The organism is Serratia sp. X10 (assembly GCF_017811775.1).
Lineage (GTDB): Bacteria > Pseudomonadota > Gammaproteobacteria > Enterobacterales > Enterobacteriaceae > Serratia > Serratia ureilytica.
Map to the genome: position 1 here is coordinate 367,904 of NZ_JAEIOH010000004.1, position 18,275 is coordinate 386,178.

Below are 18,275 nucleotides of genomic sequence, written 5' to 3' on the forward strand. Positions count from 1 at the left end.
TTCAAATGATGCCCCCAGTGTAGACCCGCGACAGTGGGGTGATAAGATGGACAATATCTAACGGAGTGTTCGTTTAAGGTGAACAATGGAGTTCAAACAACTGCAGGACATGGCGTTGTTCGCGCTGGTGGCGGAGTGCGGCAGTTTTACCGCCGCCGCGCAGCGCGTTGGGTTGCCGAAATCCAGCGTCAGCCAGCGCATCAGCCAGCTCGAGCAGACGCTGGGGCTACGGCTGCTCAATCGCACCACGCGCCAGCTGAACCTGACCTTCGCCGGCGAGCGCTATCTGGAACACTGCCAGGCGATGATGTCCGCCGCCGAGCGGGCCGATCTGGCGCTGCAGCGGCTGCGCGACAACCCGAGCGGCCGCCTGCGCATCTCGACGCCGGCCGGGCTGGGCGCGACCCTGGTGGCGCGGCTGGCGGCGGATTTTCAGCGCCAGTACCCGGACGTATCGCTGGAGGTGTCGGTATCCGACGCGATGGTGGATCTGGTGCAGGAAGGCTTCGACGCCGCGCTGCGAACCGGCAAGCCGCAGGATTCTTCGCTGATCGGCCGCCGCCTCGGGTATGCGCCGCGCTATCTGCTGGCTGCGCCGTCCTATCTGGCGCAGCACCCGCCGATCGAACACCCGCAGCAGCTGCAGCAGCATCGCTGCATTGCCCACCGCGCCTGGACGGCCTGGAACCTGCGCTGCGGCGACGATTATTACCGCTGGCAGTTGCCGCTGGCGCACACCACCGACAATCTGCTGTATGCGCGCGAATGCGCTATCGCCGGCGCGGGGATCACGCTGCTGCCGGCGTTTCTCAGCCGCGAGGTGGTGGCGCAGAAGCTGTTGGTGGAGGTGTTGCCGGCCTGGCGCGCAGAAGGGAATGAACTGTATCTGGTCTACCCGAGCCGCAAGCTAAATTCCCCGGCGCTGGCCTGTTTCATCGATGTGGTATTGCAGCACCCGGCGTTTGACGACTACGCGCGCGAGCTGACGCAGGAGTAAAAAAGGCGCCGCATGCGGCGCCTTTGGGATCACTTGGCGATCTTTTTGTACTTGATGCGGTGCGGCTCGAGCGCGTCGGCGCCCAGCGTACGCTTCTTGTACTCTTCGTACTCGGTGAAGTTGCCTTCGAAGAATTCCACCTTGCCCTCGTCCTGGTAGTCCAGGATGTGGGTGGCGATACGGTCGAGGAACCAACGGTCGTGCGAGATCACCATGGCGCAGCCTGGGAATTCCAGCAGGGCGTTTTCCAGCGCGCGCAGGGTTTCGATATCCAGGTCGTTGGTCGGTTCATCGAGCAGCAGCACGTTGCCGCCAACCTGCAGCAGCTTGGCCAGGTGCAGACGGCCACGCTCACCGCCGGACAGCTCGCCCACGCGTTTGCCCTGATCGACGCCCTTGAAGTTGAAGCGGCCGACATAGGCGCGGCTCGGCATCTCGGTGTTGCCGATGCGCATGATGTCCTGCCCGCCGGAGACCTCTTCCCACACGGTTTTCGAACCGTCCATGCTGTCGCGGAACTGATCGACGGACGCCAGCTTGACGGTATCGCCCAGCACGATGCTGCCGGAATCAGGCTGCTCCTGACCGGACATCATGCGGAACAGCGTGGATTTACCCGCGCCGTTCGGGCCGATGATGCCGACGATCGCCCCTTTTGGCACCGAGAACGACAGGTCGTCGATCAACAGGCGGTCGCCATAGGACTTACGCAGGTTGCTGACTTCGACCACTTTATCGCCCAGGCGCGCGCCAGGTGGAATGAACAGTTCGTTAGTTTCGTTACGTTTTTGGTATTCGGTGTTGTTCAGCTCTTCAAAGCGGGCCAGACGGGCCTTGCCTTTGGACTGGCGGCCTTTGGTACCCTGGCGCACCCACTCCAGCTCTTTCTCGATCGACTTGCGACGAGCGGCTTCGGCGGACGCTTCCTGCGCCAGACGTGCGTCTTTCTGCTCCAGCCAGGACGAGTAGTTGCCTTCCCACGGAATGCCTTCGCCGCGGTCCAGTTCGAGGATCCAGCCGGCCACGTTATCCAGGAAGTAACGGTCGTGGGTGATCGCCACGACGGTGCCTTCGAAGTCGTGCAGGAAGCGTTCCAGCCAGGCCACGGACTCGGCGTCCAGGTGGTTGGTCGGTTCGTCCAGCAGCAGCATGTCCGGCTTTTCGAGCAGCAGGCGGCACAGCGCGACGCGGCGGCGTTCACCCCCGGACAGATGGGCGATTTTGGCGTCCCAGTCCGGCAGGCGCAGCGCATCGGCGGCGCGTTCCAGCTGCGCGTTGAGGTTGTGACCGTCGTGCGCCTGAATGATCTCTTCCAGGCGGCCCTGTTCGGCGGCCAGCTTGTCGAAGTCTGCGCCTTCTTCCGCGTACAGTGCGTACACTTCGTCCAGGCGTTTCAGCGCGCCGACCACTTCTGCCAGCGCTTCTTCCACCGACTCACGCACGGTGTGTTCGAGGTTAAGCTGCGGCTCCTGCGGCAGATAACCGATCTTGATGCCCGGCTGCGGGCGCGCTTCCCCTTCGATATCGGTATCGATGCCGGCCATGATGCGCAGCAGGGTGGACTTACCGGCGCCGTTAAGGCCCAGTACGCCGATTTTTGCCCCAGGGAAGAAGCTCAGGGAGATGTTTTTCAAAATATGACGCTTCGGCGGTACCACTTTGCCGACGCGGTGCATGGTATAGACGTATTGAGCCACGTTGCTCTAAGCCTCTCTATATCAGTATTTATAGGATGTCTGGCGGCATGAGTGTAGCCCGTTTCGATCTTGGATCCCAGACATCGCTCAGCGATCGCTAAGTATAACCTTTTATGCGCCGATAAAGGCGCATATTGGTGGCTTATGGCGTGACGACGATCGCGACGCGGCGGTTTTCCGCGCGGCCGCTGGAGGTGCGGTTGTCGGCGACGGGATCGCGCTTGCCCATGCCGCGGGTTTCGATGTTGGCACGCGGAATACCGACGCTGGCCAGCAGATCGGCCACCGCATCGGCGCGGCGCAGGGAGAGCTGATCGTTATAGCTGTCTTCGCCGTAGTTGTCGGTATGGCCGTCCAGACGGAACTTGGTGATGCCGACGCTCAGCAGCGCGCGGCCCATCTTCTGCACCGTCTCGGTGCTTTCCGGGTTCAGCTTGCCGATGTTGTTGCCGAACAGCACTTTATCCGACAGGCCGAATTCCCAACCGTTGTCGGTCAGTTTGAAGCCCTGCGATTGCAGCAGCGCAACCTGCTCGGGCGTCAGGCCTTGCGGCTTGCTCTGGCAACCGGCGAGCGCCAGCAGGGCGACGAACGCCATCGTCAGCAGTGAAAAACGGCCTTTAAACAGTTGCTGTATCATAGTCAAAATCCCTAGTTCAAGTGTTATAGCCGGGGCTCTTATTTATGTATAGCCAGCCGCCAGCCTCCGTTATAACGATGCTTTGCCTGATACATCGCATCGTCAGCTTCGTGCAAAAGACCCTGAGGCGTCGACGCGTGATCAGGGTACAGCGCAATGCCGATACTCAGAGAGGTAATGATCGTCTCGTCGTTCGGTAAAATAACCGGTTGCCTCATGCAATCGATGATGTTGTCGGCGATCTGTAAGACATCTTCCGTGCTGTGCACCGGCGCCAGCAGTACGGCGAATTCATCTCCTCCCAGGCGTGCGACCAGATCGGTTTCACGCAGCTGCGCGCGAATGCGTCCGGCAATGGTGGTCAGCACCGCATCGCCCGCGGCGTGACCGTAACTGTCGTTTACTTCCTTGAAGCGATCGCCGTCGATAAACAGCACCGCCAATTTCGCCGGTGGCGCGATATCGCCCAGGGCGCGGCTCAGCCGGCCTTCGAAGAAGGCGCGGTTCGGCAAGCCGGTCAGGCTGTCGTGCGTCGCCCGGTGAGCCAGCGAGTCGTTTTCCTGCTTCAGATGGGCCTGCCAGGCCTCCAGTTCATCGAGCAAGCCATTGAAATCATTGCTGAGCTCATGCAGCTCGGCGATCGGCGCCGAGGGCACCCGCAGGCCGAAGGTGCGATCTCGCCGCACCGCATGCGCCACGTTGGCGATGTCGTCCAACGAGCTGACGATGCCGACCAGCATGCGGCGCGACAACACCAGGGCGCACAGGGTACTGAGCACCATGCAGGCGATCATGCCGACCAGCCCGCGCAACAGGAAACGCAACAGGCTGCCGCCGTTGCCGCTCAGCCAGACCTGGCCGACCTGTTTGCCCTCGTGGGAGATAGGCAGGATGACCGGCTCGGGCAGCGCCCAGTGGGCGATAACCTGCTCCATGCCGTGCAGCGGGCCATCTTTGGGACGATGCCAACTAACCAGCACGTCACCGGCGTTGTTCAAAATTTTGGCCTCCGACACCTCTTCTTTGGCGGCGATCAGCACCATCGCCTCGCGAATGTAGGGGCGATCGCCAAACACCACTGCCGCTTCAACCGTATAGCTGATGGAACGCGCGATCAGGTGCAGGTTGTGGTTGGCGTAGGCGCGCAGCGCGAACAGCGCCACCAGCGTCAGAAAGATGCCGGCGGTGCCGACGGCGATCAATGCCAGCCCAAGATGCACCCGCTGCAGCACTCGGCCCAACGTCGGGCGCGCATTGCCGGAACGGTTTCTACGCAACAGCCTCATAGCGGCGGGGCCTGTTTGCGCGCCAGCTGCAGCACGTTGGGGTGAACGCGCACGCCGCTGCGCGCCAGGGCGTCCAGGTTGACCTTGAAGCCGGCCTGGTCGCCGTTGATCTGCAGGCAAAATGCGCTGCCGGCGGAGCATTCGCTATCGTTCTCGCTGATGCTGAGAATGGAGTTGCCGGAAATGCGCTGCATGAAATTTTGTCTCTGCGCGGCGTTGATGTTCCCTAAATAGATGACATCGCAGCCGGTACTCAGCGTCGGGCTGTCGAACGGCACGCGTTCGGTTTTAATCGGACGCGGCGCGCTGAGCAGGATCGGATCGAACAGCCCCTCGGCATACTGGGTGGGTGCGGTCACGCACAACCGGATCGGATTGGGTTCACGTGACCAGCGGGCGTAGCTGATGATGCCTACCACCACGGTCGTCACGGCGTGCGTGCGCTGTTGATAGGGATCATCGGCGGCGCGCGCAGGCCCGGGCAACGTCAGCAGCGCCAACAAAACGATCAGCAACAGGCGGCCGATATTCAGGCGTGCGGCAAGGAAGCCCGGCACGGGGCTTTTTGCGCAACGCATCGTTATCGCGGTATTACTCGCCATCTTCACCCGCCATTCCGGCCTGATCCACCGCCCGCAGGCCGTGGCCCGACAAGTAAAAATCCGGCCCGCTTGAAGGGACAATCGTTTTGCTGAAAGCTGTCAGTCGCACTGCCTAATGAACACTATCTACCCATAATTGGCGCGGATTGTATTATAAGATGTCTTCGTTGGGCGCTTTATGTGCTGTTTTCTCGGAATTATCCTACTTATTTTTGATAGTATAAAAATGCCCTCTCGGGTTTGCCACCGCTTTTCTGCAAAGTTGGCGCGTTTGGCCAGCTGTCAGGCGATTTGCGCAATGTCGGCGTTATCTCTTAAATGCAATAATGTGATAACTAATAATTAGAAAGTATTTTACTTTTCCAATAAATGCCGCTGCGGCTAATAAAAATCCGGCCGGCGATAATATCCCGCCGCCCTGATTTGTCAGCCAAAGTAAACGTTTTTTACCTGGCTCCGATCATGGCGATACACTTCTTCTTCTACAGTATTGAATGGATGAGCGATTGCGCTGTCTATGGTAGATATCTGCGTCCGGGCCGTGCGCCCGGTTTTATTTTGTTCTGCGGCGCCGTGGCGCGGCGGTCTCCGGGGAGCTGGGCGGCTCCCGCGGCACAATCAGTGAGGAAAGAGCGAGGATGGTCAAGGTGGACAAGCGACGGCTGTTGGCGATGGGGCTGTGCCTGACGGCGTTTTCCGGCGCGGCGCTGGCGGATTCTCTGGATGCGCAACGTCAGCGCTACCAGCAGATCAAGCAAGCGTGGGACGGCAATCAGATGGACGTGGTGGCGCAGCTGATGCCGACGCTGCGCGATTACCCGCTTTATCCTTATCTGGAATACCGCGAGCTGACTCAGGATCTGAGTCAGGCGGGGTTCTCCGAAGTGAACGACTTTATCAAACGCAACCCGACGCTGCCGCCGGCGAAATCGCTGGCGCCGCGCTTCGTCAATGAACTGGCGCGGCGCGAAGATTGGCGCACCCTGTTGGCCTTCAGCCCGCAGCCGCCTAAACCGGTGGCGGCACGCTGCAACTATTACTACGCCAAATGGGCCACCGGCGATCAGCAGGCGGCCTGGAGCGGCGCCGACGAGCTGTGGCTGAACGGCAAAACGCTGCCGGGCGCCTGCGATCGGCTGTTCAGCGTCTGGCGCGGCGCGGGCAAGCAGACGCCGCTCGATATTCTGGCGCGCATGAAGCTGGCGCTGAAAGAGGGTAACAGCTCGCTGGTCAGCAACCTCTACAGCCAGTTGCCGGCCGATTACCAAACCATGGGCAACGCTCTGGTGCGCTTGCAAAACGACCCGACCACCGTGGAAGCCTTCGCCCGCAGCGTGGGGCCGACCGATTTTACCCGCGCGGCCACCGGCATCGCCTTTGAGCGCCTGGCGCGACAGGATGTGGAAAACGCGCGGGCGATGATCCCGACGCTCGCGCGGCTGCAGAAAATGAGCGACGAGGAGCGGCTGGGGCTGGAAGAGGCGGTGGCCTGGCGTCTGATGGGCAGCGACGCCACCCTGGAACAGGCGCAGTGGCGCGATCAGGTGATTCTGCGCAGCCGTTCGCCTTCGTTACTGGAGCGTCGGGTGCGGATGGCGCTGGGCAACGGCGATCGGCAGGGCGTCGCGACCTGGCTGGCTCGCTTGCCGGAAGAGTCGCGCAACAAGGATGAGTGGCGCTACTGGCGCGCCAGTCAGCTGATGGACGAAGGCAAACGCGCCGAAGGCGAGGAAATGTTGCGCAACCTGATGACCGAACGCGGCTTCTACCCGATGGTGGCGGCGCAGAAGCTGAACGCGACCTATCCGGTGATGGTGGCGGTGGCAGCCAAGCCGCGCGCGTCGCTGACCGACGGGCCGGAAGTGGCCCGAGTGCGCGAGCTAATGTACTGGAATATGGACAACCTGGCCCGCAGCGAGTGGGGTTCCTATGTCGCCAGCCGCAGCCGGCCTGAACAAGAGGCGCTGGCGCGTTACGCCTTTGAGCAAAAATGGGCCGATCTGAGCGTGCAGGCGACTATCGTCGGCAAGCTGTGGGATCATCTGGAAGAGCGTTTCCCGGTCGCCTGGCCGCAGGAGTTCCGCCGCGCGACCGATGACAAAGGGATCACCAGCAGCTATGCGATGGCGATCGCGCGTCAGGAGAGCGCCTGGAATCCGAAGGCGCAGTCGCCGGTCGGCGCCTCCGGCCTGATGCAGGTCATGCCGCGCACCGCGCAGCATACGGTGCAGATGTACAATATTCCCGGCTATGTGGGGCCGAGCCAATTGTTCGATCCGCAGACCAACATCACCATCGGCACCAGCTATCTGGAGTCGGTCTATCAGCAGTTCGGCCGCAACCGCATTCTGTCGAGCGCCGCTTATAACGCCGGCCCGTCGCGAGTGAACACCTGGCTGGGGAACAGCGCGGGGCGGATCGATCCGGTCGCGTTCATCGAAAGCATTCCGTTCTCGGAGACCCGCGGCTACGTCAAGAACGTGCTGGCTTACGATGCGTTTTACCGCTATCTGACGCACCGGCCGGCCAAGGTGCTGACCGACGCCGAGTGGCAGAGACGTTATTGATTTTGACGGCCCTATGGTATGCTGCTGTACTAGTTAAATAGTATGGTGGCTGCCATGACGCAATTATCGTTAAACGACCCCGCTCTTTCAGAACAAGGCAATGAGGATTGGCTGCGCTTCGTCGCGCTGCTGCAGAATTCGTTTGCGCAAGAACTGCATCAACCGCTGTTGCAATTGATGCTGACGCCGGACGAGCGCACCGCGCTGGGCACCCGGGTGCGGATCATTCAGGAACTGATGCGCGGCGAGATGAGCCAGCGCGAGCTGAAAAATGAACTGGGCGCGGGGATCGCCACCATCACCCGCGGTTCTAACAGCCTGAAAGCGGCTTCACCGGCGCTGAAACAGTGGCTTGAGCAGCAGCTGCTGCACGACGCGCCCTAGCAGACTCTGCGTTATTGCTGATAGATGGCGTTGTGGAACGGCACCAGCGCCAGCAGCAGCGCCTGATGATAAACGCTGGTGCGGCTCAGCCGGCCGTCGGTGAAAACGCCGATGGCGCCGCCCTGGCGCTTCACCTCGGCGTTGCCGGTGATCGTCGCCATTTCGCTGCCCAATTCGCGGCCTTCGCGAATACCTTGTAAGATGACTTCCGGCAGCATCAGGCTCGCCGAGCGGGATTCGCCGCGGATGGACGGGTTCTCGATGGTCATCCAGGCGAAGGTCATATTCTCCTCAATCCCGGCTTCCACGCCGACCCAAAAATCGGCCTCGGGCCTGACCTGGCGCGCTTCCATCACGCGTTGACGCGCACCGGTGCGCGTTTCGTGATTGCCTATCGGCTGCAGCGAAACGCCGCTGGCGACGTCGACGGGTTCAATGCGGTATTGGCCTGCGCCGAAGACGTCATCGAAGGCCAATTGAATAGCCTTGATCTTTGCCGGGTTGGTAGTTGCAGCGACAACATGGTACATAACGGGTTTGATATCCTTCTGGCCGATACGCCGGGCAGCGGCAAAAGCGTCGCCGGGCCGGGGATAAACGCAAATTTCACGCAGTATAACGGAAAACAAAAATGTTACAGGTATACCTCGTTCGCCACGGCGAAACGGAATGGAACGCGGCTCGCCGCATCCAGGGTCAGTCCGACAGCCCGTTAACCGCCATGGGGGAACACCAGGCCCGTCTGGTCGCCAGGCGCGTCAGCAAAGAAGGCATTACGCATATCATTACCAGCGACCTGGGGCGCACGCGCCGCACCGCGCAGATCATCGCCGAAGCCTGTGGCTGCGAAGTGATTGGCGATCCGCGTTTGCGTGAGCTGCACATGGGGGTTCTGGAAGAACGCCTGATCGACAGTTTGACGCCGCAGGAAGAACAGTGGCGCAAACAGATGGTCGATGGTACTCCTGACGGCCGTATCCCTCAAGGCGAATCCATGGAGGAGCTGGGCGAGCGCATGCGCGCCGCGCTGGAGAGCTGCCTGATGCTGCCGGAGGGCAGCAAGCCGCTGCTCGTCAGCCATGGCATCGCGTTGGGGTGTTTGATCAGTTCGGTGCTCGGGCTGCCAGCCTATGCGGAACGTCGCCTGCGCTTGCGCAACTGCTCACTGTCGCGCGTCGATCACCAGCAGAGCCCGTGGCTGGCTTCCGGCTGGATCGTCGAAACGGCGGGCGATGTCACGCATCTGGACATGCCCGCGTTGGACGAACTGCAGCGTTAACGTCGAATCGGGATCAGGTAATCGCACTTGATCTCGGTAGGCGCCTGATGCGGACGGCGCTCGCCTTTCGGGTAGAAGCGCTCGATGTCGTGCCCTTTGCGGCGCGTCAGTTTGAGCTCCGGCAGGCAAGTGCCGTAGACCGTCAGGATAAAGTCCTGCAGGCCTCCGATGGGCCCTTCATAGCTGAACATTGCAAATTCGCCGCCCGGCAGCACCAGCGGTTGAACTTCCTGCACTTTATCAGGCACCTGATCCGGCTCCAGCGCCGTGGTGTACAGCACTTCCTGTTCGTCGTCCTTCTCCTGGCTCGGACGCGAGTGGTGCAACCCGTACAGCACCGGCGGCAAGGTTTCGACTTCGCCGAGGAACTGGCGCCAGAACTGCGAGCGCAGTTCGGTGCGCACGGTGGTGATCTGTTCCAGCGTGCAGGAGTAGCTTTGCGTCAGGCCGACCAGATGCTTATCCGGCAACGAGAGGAACTCGGGCTGCGGCAGAGTGAAGGCCCCCAGACGGATCGGCGGACAGATGCCGAACGCGTTCCAGTCTTCGGCGCGGCGGTACAGCGCCGGCGTTTGCGCAAACTGTTTCTTGAAGGCGCGCGTGAAGGTCTGCTGCGAGTCGAAGCGATATTGCAGAGCGATATCCAAAATCGGCCGGCTGGTCAGGCGCAGCGCGACGGCGGCCTTGGACAGCCTTCTTGCCCGGATGTAAGCACCGATGGCATTACCGGTAATATCTTTGAACATCCGTTGCAGGTGCCATTTGGAGTAGCCGGCCTTGGCCGCCACGTTATCCAGCGACAAGGGTTGGTCCAAATGGCTTTCCAGCCAGCTAAGCAGATCACGAATGATACCGGCTTGATCCATAGATCTTCCTCGTAAAGCTTGGGGGTAGGAACCCGAACTGTTGATTCGTCACGCTGGTGCTGCGCTATCAGACCGATCCATGAGCCATTATGCGTTGCACTCTTTGCCTCTGCTGCGCATGCCGCGCCAGAGTTGGATTGGGGTACACCGTAGTGGGCGCAAAGAAATAACGACGCCGCATCATAGCAATTTTTTTCCTCCGCGACTCTCAAAGATTTTTGTCACGCTCTGTGCTAAAACGGACGGTGCGGACCCGTAAAAACCCGATTCCGTGAGCTTAGACATAAATAATGGTGATCGCCGGGCCCATTTTCGCGGCAAGGTTATATCGGAGTTAAGTAAATGAAAAAAAGCTGGATATTTTTATTCGGTTTGGTTTGCGCAACCGTGCGAAGCGCACAGGCGGAGCAAGTGGGTTCCGTTGATACGGTGTTTAAATTGTTGGGGCCGGACCACAAAATCGTGGTCGAAGCGTTCGACGATCCGGATGTTAAAAATGTAACTTGTTATATCAGCCGCGCCAAAACCGGCGGCATCAAAGGCGGGCTGGGCCTGGCGGAAGATACCGCCGACGCGGCCATTTCCTGCCAGCAGGTCGGGCCTATCGAGCTGAGCGACAAGATCAAAAACGGCAAGGCGGAAGGCGATGTGGTGTTCCAGAAACGCACGTCGCTGGTGTTCAAGAAGCTGCAGGTGGTGCGCTTCTACGACGCCAAACGCAATTCGCTGATCTACCTGAGCTACTCCGACAAGGTGATCGACGGCTCGCCGAAGAATGCGCTGAGCGCGGTGCCGATCATGCCGTGGGCTGAGGCAAAATAAAAAAACGGGGTTCAGCATGCTGAACCCCGTTTTCATGACGGCAGGCTGGAATTACTCTTCCAGATCGCCGCAGAAGCGGTAGCCTTCGCCGTGGATGGTGGCGATGATTTCCGGCGTGTCCGGCGTCGATTCGAAGTGCTTGCGAATGCGACGGATGGTGACGTCCACGGTGCGGTCATGCGGCTTCAGCTCGCGGCCGGTCATCTTCTTCAGCAGTTCGCCGCGGGACTGGATCTTGCCCGGGTTTTCGCAGAAGTGCAGCATGGCGCGGAATTCACTGCGCGGCAGCTTGTACTGTTCGCCGGCCGGGCTGATCAAAGAGCGGCTGTTGATGTCCAGCTCCCATCCGTTGAATTTGTAGCTCTCGACCAGGCGGCGCTCTTCGCCGAGGCTGCCTAGATTCATGGTGCGCGACAGCAGGTTGCGCGCGCGGATGGTCAGCTCACGCGGGTTGAACGGTTTGGTGATGTAATCGTCGGCGCCGATTTCCAGGCCGAGAATCTTATCCACCTCGTTATCGCGGCCGGTCAGGAACATCAAGGCGACGCTGGCCTGTTCACGCAGTTCGCGCGCCAACAGCAGGCCGTTTTTGCCTGGTAGATTGATGTCCATGATGACCAGATTGATATCATTTTCAGACAGGATATTGTGCATCTCTGCACCATCATTGGCTTCATGAACAATGTAGCCTTCCGCCTCGAAAATGCTCTTCAGGGTGTTACGAGTGACTAACTCGTCTTCGACAATCAGAATGTGCGGGGTCTGCATATTTGCTACCTAAAATTGCCAACAAAATAGAAAATAGGAAGTACAGAAGTCTCTGTTTTCTTAGAGGAGGGCAGAGATAGCGCCACGTTCCCTCTCAGCAAATGACTAAAGTACGTAAACTCGTTCTTGATGCACTTTCCATCTCATGTCAACAAGATCGCTAGCCTGGTGGGGATGCCGTTCCCTACAACCCCTTGGGTGCTAAAACGGCGCATATCCTAACCCCATTAACAGCAATATAACAGCGCGTGCCGAATTCATCACCCAACAAAACTACGCTTTGTTGACATATATCAAATTCAATTGTAGCACGTTAACAGATTTGTGAAAAACACTTACAGAAATGCCAGTTTAAGTCACAGAACCTCAAATTCTGTGAACGATTCAGCATTATCCGGCCCGATAGGATACAATTATTCGCTTATTGATCATCGCGTTGTTTTAACTCATTGATAAATAAATGCAGTAAAACATAAGCATGAATAATGACTATTACGACAGGTTTATTAGCTCAACGAGCCGTTTAATCTTGTTTGTTGCTATTAACGCGTTTATTGTTACTCAATTGTAAATACATGCGGGCGCTGCGCTATCGTCAAAAACGCAGGCCCGCCTTCGGTGGAAGAGTGATGCAGCTTCATATTGTTCTAGTGGCTCCGGCGCGGCCGGAAAACGTCGGCGCGGCGGCGCGCGCGATGAAAACCATGGGTTTCGCTTCGTTGCGCATTGTCGACAGCGAGGCGCATCTGCAGCCGGCGGCGCGCTGGGTGGCACATGGGGCCGGCGAGATCCTCGACGGCGTGCAAACGTTCGCCACGCTGGAACAGGCGCTGGCGGATGTGGATTTCACCGTCGCCACCACCGCCCGCAGTCGCGCGCGTTTTCACTACTACTGCACGCCGCCTGAGCTGCTGGAACAGCTGAGTGAGCGTAAGCAGTGGGTCGGCCAGGCCGCGCTGGTATTCGGCCGCGAAGATTCCGGCCTGACCAACGAAGAGCTGGCGCTGGCGGATTTGCTGACCGGCGTGCCGATGCTGGCGGACTATCCGTCGCTCAACCTGGGCCAGGCGGTGATGGTGTACTGCTACCAGTTGGCGAGCCTGATGGGCGTCAACGCCGCGCCGCAGGAGGCTGCGGCGCCTGAAGGGCAACTCAGGGCGTTGCGCCGCCGCGCCGATGCCTTGTTGGATACTCTGGAGGTCGGCGATGACCAAAAATTGCGCGACTGGCTGCACCAGCGCCTCGGTGCGTTGCCGCAGCGAGATACGGCGATGCTGCATACGCTGCTGCACGACATCGAAAAAAAACTCGCCAAGTGATAGCGGCTCCAGCAGGCGGTTACTCAGTGTGATCCACTATTAAACCGGCTTTAGGTTGTTTTTTTGTTCTGTCATTTTGCTTTTCACCTGTTGCATCGCGCATTACCGCCGCTGAACGGAAAATAAGCAAAAAAAAGAAATCGTTTGACTTGGGATTGCGATTGCTTTAACCAATAGAGGGGACAGAGTATTTCATGAGACAGACAGACAACATGCGCAATATCAGCCTGACTACCACAATTATTACCACCACCGATACCACAGGTAACGGGGCGGGCTGACGCGCACAGGAAACACAGAAAAAAGCCCGCACCTAATCAGTGCGGGCTTTTTTTTCGGCTTAAATTCGGAGAGATCACAAATGCGAGTGCTGAAATTTGGCGGAACCTCGGTAGCGAATGCGGAACGTTTTCTGCGCGTCGCCGACATCATGGAGAGTAACGCGCGTCAGGGACAGGTAGCCACGGTCTTGTCCGCCCCCGCAAAGATCACCAACCATCTGGTGGCGATGATCGATAAAACGGTGGCGGGCCAGGACATTCTGCCGAATATGAGCGACGCCGAGCGGATCTTTGCCGACTTGCTGAGCGGGCTGGCGCAGGCGCTGCCGGGCTTTGAATACGATCGTTTGAAAGGCGTGGTCGATCAGGAATTCGCGCAGCTCAAACAGGTGCTGCATGGCGTCTCGCTGCTGGGGCAGTGCCCGGACAGCGTGAACGCGGCGATCATCTGCCGCGGCGAAAAGCTCTCCATCGCCATCATGGAAGGGGTGTTCCGCGCCAAAGGCTACCCGGTCACGGTGATTAACCCGGTGGAGAAACTGCTGGCGCAGGGCCACTACCTGGAGTCCACCGTGGACATCGCCGAGTCTACGCTGCGCATCGCCGCCGCGGCGATCCCGGCCGATCACATCGTGCTGATGGCCGGTTTCACCGCCGGTAACGACAAGGGCGAGCTGGTGGTGCTGGGCCGCAACGGCTCCGACTATTCCGCCGCGGTGCTGGCCGCCTGCCTGCGCGCCGACTGTTGCGAGATTTGGACTGACGTCGACGGCGTTTATACCTGCGATCCGCGCACCGTGCCGGACGCCAGGTTACTGAAATCGATGTCGTACCAGGAAGCGATGGAGCTTTCCTATTTCGGCGCCAAAGTGTTACACCCCCGCACCATCACTCCGATTGCTCAGTTCCAAATCCCTTGCCTGATTAAAAACACCTCCAACCCGCAGGCCCCCGGCACGCTGATCGGCAAAGACAGCACCGATGCCGATATGCCGGTGAAGGGCATCACCAACCTGAACAACATGGCGATGATCAACGTCTCCGGCCCGGGCATGAAAGGCATGGTCGGCATGGCCGCACGGGTCTTCGCCGTGATGTCGCGCGCCGGCATTTCGGTGGTGCTGATCACCCAATCCTCTTCCGAATACAGCATCAGCTTCTGCGTGCCGCAGGGTGAACTGCAGCGCGCTCGTCGCGCGCTGGAAGAGGAGTTCTATCTGGAGCTGAAAGACGGCGTGCTGGATCCGCTGGACGTGATGGAACGCCTGGCGATCATCTCGGTGGTCGGCGACGGCATGCGCACCCTGCGTGGCATTTCCGCTCGCTTCTTCTCCGCGCTGGCGCGCGCCAACATCAATATCGTCGCCATCGCCCAAGGATCTTCCGAACGTTCCATTTCGGTGGTGGTCAGCAATGATTCCGCCACCACCGGAGTGCGCGTCAGCCACCAGATGCTGTTCAACACCGATCAGGTGATCGAAGTGTTCGTCATCGGCGTTGGCGGCGTCGGCGGGGCGTTGATCGAGCAGATCTATCGTCAGCAGCCGTGGCTGAAGCAAAAACATATCGATCTGCGGGTGTGCGGCATCGCCAACTCGCGCGTGATGCTGACCAACGTGCACGGCATCGCGCTCGACAGCTGGCGCGACGCGCTGGCCGGCGCGCAGGAGCCGTTCAATCTCGGCCGTCTGATCCGGCTGGTGAAGGAATATCACCTGCTGAACCCGGTGATCGTCGACTGTACCTCCAGTCAAGCGGTGGCCGATCAGTACGTGGACTTCCTGGCGGACGGCTTCCATGTGGTGACGCCGAACAAAAAGGCCAACACCTCGTCGATGAACTATTATCAGCAGCTGCGCGCTGCCGCCGCCGGTTCGCACCGCAAGTTCCTGTACGACACCAACGTCGGCGCCGGTCTGCCGGTGATTGAGAACCTGCAAAACCTGCTGAACGCCGGCGATGAGCTGGTACGTTTCTCCGGCATCCTGTCCGGCTCGCTGTCCTTTATCTTCGGCAAGCTGGACGAAGGGCTGTCGCTGTCGGCCGCGACCCTGCAGGCCCGGGCCAACGGCTACACCGAGCCGGATCCGCGCGACGATCTGTCCGGGATGGACGTGGCGCGCAAGCTGCTGATCCTGGCGCGCGAGGCCGGTTATAAACTGGAACTGAGCGATATCGAGGTCGAGCCGGTGCTGCCGCCGTCCTTCGACGCGTCGGGCGACGTGGACACCTTCCTGGCGCGGTTGCCGGAGCTGGATAAAGAGTTCGCGCGCAACGTGGCCAACGCCGCCGAGCAAGGCAAGGTGCTGCGCTATGTCGGCCTGATCGACGAAGGGCGCTGCAAGGTGCGCATTGAGGCGGTGGACGGCAACGATCCGTTGTATAAAGTGAAGAACGGCGAGAACGCGCTGGCCTTCTACAGCCGCTACTATCAACCGTTGCCGCTGGTGCTGCGCGGCTACGGCGCCGGTAACGATGTGACCGCAGCGGGCGTATTCGCCGATCTGCTGCGCACACTGTCATGGAAGTTGGGAGTTTAATATGGTTAAGGTGTATGCACCGGCCTCGATCGGCAACGTCAGCGTCGGTTTCGACGTGCTGGGCGCGGCGGTTTCGCCGATCGACGGCACGCTGCTGGGCGACTGTGTCAGCGTCGAAGCCGCCGAGACGTTCAGTTTGCAGAATGCCGGGCGCTTCGTCAGCAAGCTGCCGGCCGAGCCGAAAGAGAACATCGTTTATCAATGCTGGGAGCGCTTCTGCCAGGAGATCGGCCGCGAAGTGCCGGTGGCGATGCGTTTGGAAAAGAACATGCCGATCGGATCGGGGCTGGGTTCCAGCGCCTGTTCGGTGGTCGCCGGGCTGATGGCGATGAACGAATTCTGCGATCGTCCGTTGGATAAGACGACGCTGCTCGGCCTGATGGGCGAGCTGGAAGGGCGCATTTCCGGCAGCGTGCATTACGACAACGTGGCGCCTTGCTATCTGGGCGGCCTGCAGCTGATGCTGGAAGAAGAAGGCATTATCAGCCAGGAGGTGCCGTGCTTTGACGATTGGCTGTGGGTTATGGCCTATCCGGGCATCAAGGTCTCCACCGCCGAAGCGCGCGCCATTTTACCCGCGCAATACCGTCGTCAGGATTGCATCAGCCACGGCCGCTACCTGGCCGGCTTTATTCACGCCTGCCATACCCGGCAGCCGCAGCTGGCCGCCAAATTGATGCAGGACGTGATCGCCGAACCGTACCGCACCCGGCTGCTGCCGGGCTTCGCCGAAGCGCGCAAGGCGGCGCAGGAGATCGGCGCGTTGGCCTGCGGCATCTCCGGCTCTGGCCCGACGCTGTTCGCCGTCTGCAACGACGTCGCCACCGCGCAACGCATGGCCGCCTGGCTGCAACAACACTATCTGCAAAACGACGAAGGTTTTGTTCATATTTGCCGTCTGGATACCGCAGGCGCTCGACTACTGGGATAACGCATGAAACTGTACAACCTTAAGGATCACAACGAGCAGGTCAGCTTCGCGCAGGCGATCAAACAAGGCCTGGGCAAGCAACAGGGGCTGTTCTTCCCGCTGGAGCTGCCGGAGTTCGAACTGACCGAAATCGACCACCTGCTGGAGCAGGATTTTGTCACCCGCAGCAGCCGCATTCTGTCGGCCTTTATCGGCGAAGAGGTGCCGGAAGCGGCGCTGAAGAAACGCGTGCAGGCCGCCTTTGAGTTTCCGGCGCCGGTGGCGAAAGTGACCGATGACGTCTCCTGCCTGGAGCTGTTCCACGGCCCGACGCTGGCGTTCAAAGACTTCGGCGGCCGCTTTATGGCGCAGATGCTGGCGGAAGTGGCCGGCGAGCAGCCGGTGACCATTCTGACCGCCACCTCCGGCGACACCGGCGCTGCCGTGGCGCACGCCTTCTACGGCCTGAAAAACGTACGGGTAGTGATCCTGTATCCGCAGGGCAAAATCAGCCCGCTGCAGGAAAAGCTGTTCTGCACCCTGGGCGGCAACATTCACACCGTGGCGATCGACGGCGACTTCGATGCTTGTCAGGCGCTGGTGAAGCAGGCGTTCGACGATCAGGAATTGAAAGACGCGCTGCACCTGAACTCGGCCAACTCTATCAACATCAGCCGTTTGCTGGCGCAGATCTGCTACTACTTCGAAGCGGTGGCGCAGCTGCCGCAGGAAGCGCGTAATCAACTGGTGATTTCGGTGCCGAGCGGCAACTTCGGCGATCTGACCGCCGGGCTGCTGGCCAAATCGCTGGGCCTGCCGGTGAAGCGCTTCATCGCCGCCACCAACGCTAACGACACCGTGCCGCGCTTCCTGACCAGCGGCCAGTGGCAGCCGCACGCTACGGTCGCGACGCTGTCCAACGCCATGGACGTCAGCCAGCCGAACAACTGGCCGCGCGTGGAAGAGCTGTTCCGTCGCAAGGTCTGGCAGTTGAAGGAGCTGGGTCACGCGGCGGTCAGCGACGAGACCACCAAAGACACGATGCGTGAGCTGGCCGAGCTGGGCTATATCTCCGAACCGCACGCGGCCATCGCCTACCGCGCGCTGCGTGACCAGTTGCAGGAAGGGGAGTTCGGTCTGTTCCTCGGCACCGCGCATCCGGCCAAGTTTAAAGAGAGTGTGGAAGCGATACTCGGCCAGGAGCTGCCGTTGCCGAAAGCGCTGGCGCTGCGGGCTGAGCTGCCGCTGCTGTCGCACACGCTGCCGGCCAACTTCGGCGAGCTGCGCAAGTTCCTGATGGGGCTGCCGGCCTGAAGT

General features: G+C 60.2%; 17 protein-coding genes and 1 other annotated feature. Of the genes, 10 read left to right on the forward strand and 7 right to left on the reverse strand.

From position 1 onward, the window contains the following. Positions 1-85: 85 nt before the first annotated feature. Positions 86-997, forward strand: a complete 912-nt coding sequence (locus J9788_RS16060) for a LysR family transcriptional regulator (protein WP_094143788.1) — start codon at positions 86-88, stop codon at positions 995-997. A 29-nt stretch (positions 998-1,026) separates the two neighbouring features. Here the strand turns inward: J9788_RS16060 and ettA are convergent, their stop codons facing one another. The 4 genes from ettA to J9788_RS16080 form a co-directional block, all read right to left on the reverse strand. Further along, complete coding sequence (gene ettA / locus J9788_RS16065) at positions 1,027-2,694, reverse strand: energy-dependent translational throttle protein EttA (protein WP_033649135.1); 1,668 nt, start codon at positions 2,692-2,694, stop codon at positions 1,027-1,029. Positions 2,695-2,836: 142 nt separating this feature from the next. Next, complete coding sequence (locus tag J9788_RS16070) at positions 2,837-3,334, reverse strand: OmpA family protein (protein ID WP_033641803.1); 498 nt, start codon at positions 3,332-3,334, stop codon at positions 2,837-2,839. A 38-nt stretch (positions 3,335-3,372) separates the two neighbouring features. Further along, on the reverse strand, positions 3,373-4,620 hold the full coding sequence (locus J9788_RS16075; protein WP_046898093.1) for a diguanylate cyclase domain-containing protein: 1,248 nt from the start codon (positions 4,618-4,620) through the stop codon (positions 3,373-3,375). After that, a complete protein-coding gene (locus tag J9788_RS16080; RefSeq protein ID WP_033651698.1) occupies positions 4,617-5,228 on the reverse strand; it encodes a YfiR family protein in 612 nt (203 codons plus the stop codon). The genes J9788_RS16075 and J9788_RS16080 overlap by 4 nt, the downstream gene beginning before the upstream one ends. A gap of 632 nt (positions 5,229-5,860) precedes the next feature. Between J9788_RS16080 and sltY the strand changes: the two genes are divergently transcribed. After that, positions 5,861-7,789: a murein transglycosylase gene (sltY, locus tag J9788_RS16085; protein WP_046898094.1), complete on the forward strand. Its 1,929-nt coding sequence runs from the start codon at positions 5,861-5,863 to the stop codon at positions 7,787-7,789. A gap of 54 nt (positions 7,790-7,843) precedes the next feature. Beyond that, positions 7,844-8,173 (forward strand): trp operon repressor, encoded by a 330-nt coding sequence (trpR, locus tag J9788_RS16090; protein WP_016929152.1) that lies wholly within the window; start codon positions 7,844-7,846, stop codon positions 8,171-8,173. A gap of 11 nt (positions 8,174-8,184) precedes the next feature. Here the strand turns inward: trpR and yjjX are convergent, their stop codons facing one another. Then, positions 8,185-8,703 (reverse strand): inosine/xanthosine triphosphatase, encoded by a 519-nt coding sequence (gene yjjX / locus J9788_RS16095; protein ID WP_033641807.1) that lies wholly within the window; start codon positions 8,701-8,703, stop codon positions 8,185-8,187. A 101-nt stretch (positions 8,704-8,804) separates the two neighbouring features. Between yjjX and gpmB the strand changes: the two genes are divergently transcribed. Continuing rightward, positions 8,805-9,452, forward strand: coding sequence for a 2,3-diphosphoglycerate-dependent phosphoglycerate mutase GpmB (gpmB, locus tag J9788_RS16100; RefSeq protein ID WP_182265270.1), 648 nt, complete (start codon positions 8,805-8,807; stop codon positions 9,450-9,452). On the opposite strand, the gene robA is transcribed toward gpmB, so the two are convergent. After that, on the reverse strand, positions 9,449-10,318 hold the full coding sequence (gene robA, locus J9788_RS16105; protein WP_033641808.1) for an MDR efflux pump AcrAB transcriptional activator RobA: 870 nt from the start codon (positions 10,316-10,318) through the stop codon (positions 9,449-9,451). The two genes, gpmB and robA, sit on opposite strands and share 4 nt — an antisense overlap. Before the next feature lie 342 nt (positions 10,319-10,660). Here robA and creA point away from each other — a divergent pair, with 342 nt between their 5' ends. Beyond that, positions 10,661-11,140: a protein CreA gene (creA, locus tag J9788_RS16110; protein ID WP_182265271.1), complete on the forward strand. Its 480-nt coding sequence runs from the start codon at positions 10,661-10,663 to the stop codon at positions 11,138-11,140. A 51-nt stretch (positions 11,141-11,191) separates the two neighbouring features. On the opposite strand, the gene arcA is transcribed toward creA, so the two are convergent. Next, positions 11,192-11,908 (reverse strand): two-component system response regulator ArcA, encoded by a 717-nt coding sequence (gene arcA, locus J9788_RS16115; RefSeq protein WP_004933003.1) that lies wholly within the window; start codon positions 11,906-11,908, stop codon positions 11,192-11,194. Between the two features lie 629 nt (positions 11,909-12,537). Between arcA and J9788_RS16120 the strand changes: the two genes are divergently transcribed. The 5 genes from J9788_RS16120 to thrC all read left to right on the forward strand — a co-directional run bounded on the left by J9788_RS16120 (position 12,538) and on the right by thrC (position 18,272). Continuing rightward, complete coding sequence (locus tag J9788_RS16120) at positions 12,538-13,227, forward strand: tRNA/rRNA methyltransferase (RefSeq protein ID WP_046898095.1); 690 nt, start codon at positions 12,538-12,540, stop codon at positions 13,225-13,227. Between the two features lie 212 nt (positions 13,228-13,439). Then, positions 13,440-13,508: a thr operon leader peptide gene (gene thrL, locus J9788_RS16125; protein WP_099785730.1), complete on the forward strand. Its 69-nt coding sequence runs from the start codon at positions 13,440-13,442 to the stop codon at positions 13,506-13,508. Continuing rightward, positions 13,447-13,564 (forward strand) — a sequence feature (Thr leader region). (Overlaps the previous gene by 62 nt.) Positions 13,565-13,588: 24 nt before the next feature. Beyond that, positions 13,589-16,048 (forward strand): bifunctional aspartate kinase/homoserine dehydrogenase I, encoded by a 2,460-nt coding sequence (thrA, locus tag J9788_RS16130; protein ID WP_033641811.1) that lies wholly within the window; start codon positions 13,589-13,591, stop codon positions 16,046-16,048. Between the two features lies 1 nt (position 16,049). Continuing rightward, the gene (thrB, locus tag J9788_RS16135) at positions 16,050-16,979 is read left to right on the forward strand and encodes a homoserine kinase (RefSeq protein ID WP_044029724.1); all 930 of its coding nucleotides are present in this window, start codon (positions 16,050-16,052) and stop codon (positions 16,977-16,979) included. 3 nt (positions 16,980-16,982) lie between these two features. Then, entirely contained in the window at positions 16,983-18,272 is a 1,290-nt protein-coding gene (gene thrC, locus J9788_RS16140; RefSeq protein WP_033641812.1) for a threonine synthase, read from the forward strand. Positions 18,273-18,275 lie beyond the last annotated feature (3 nt).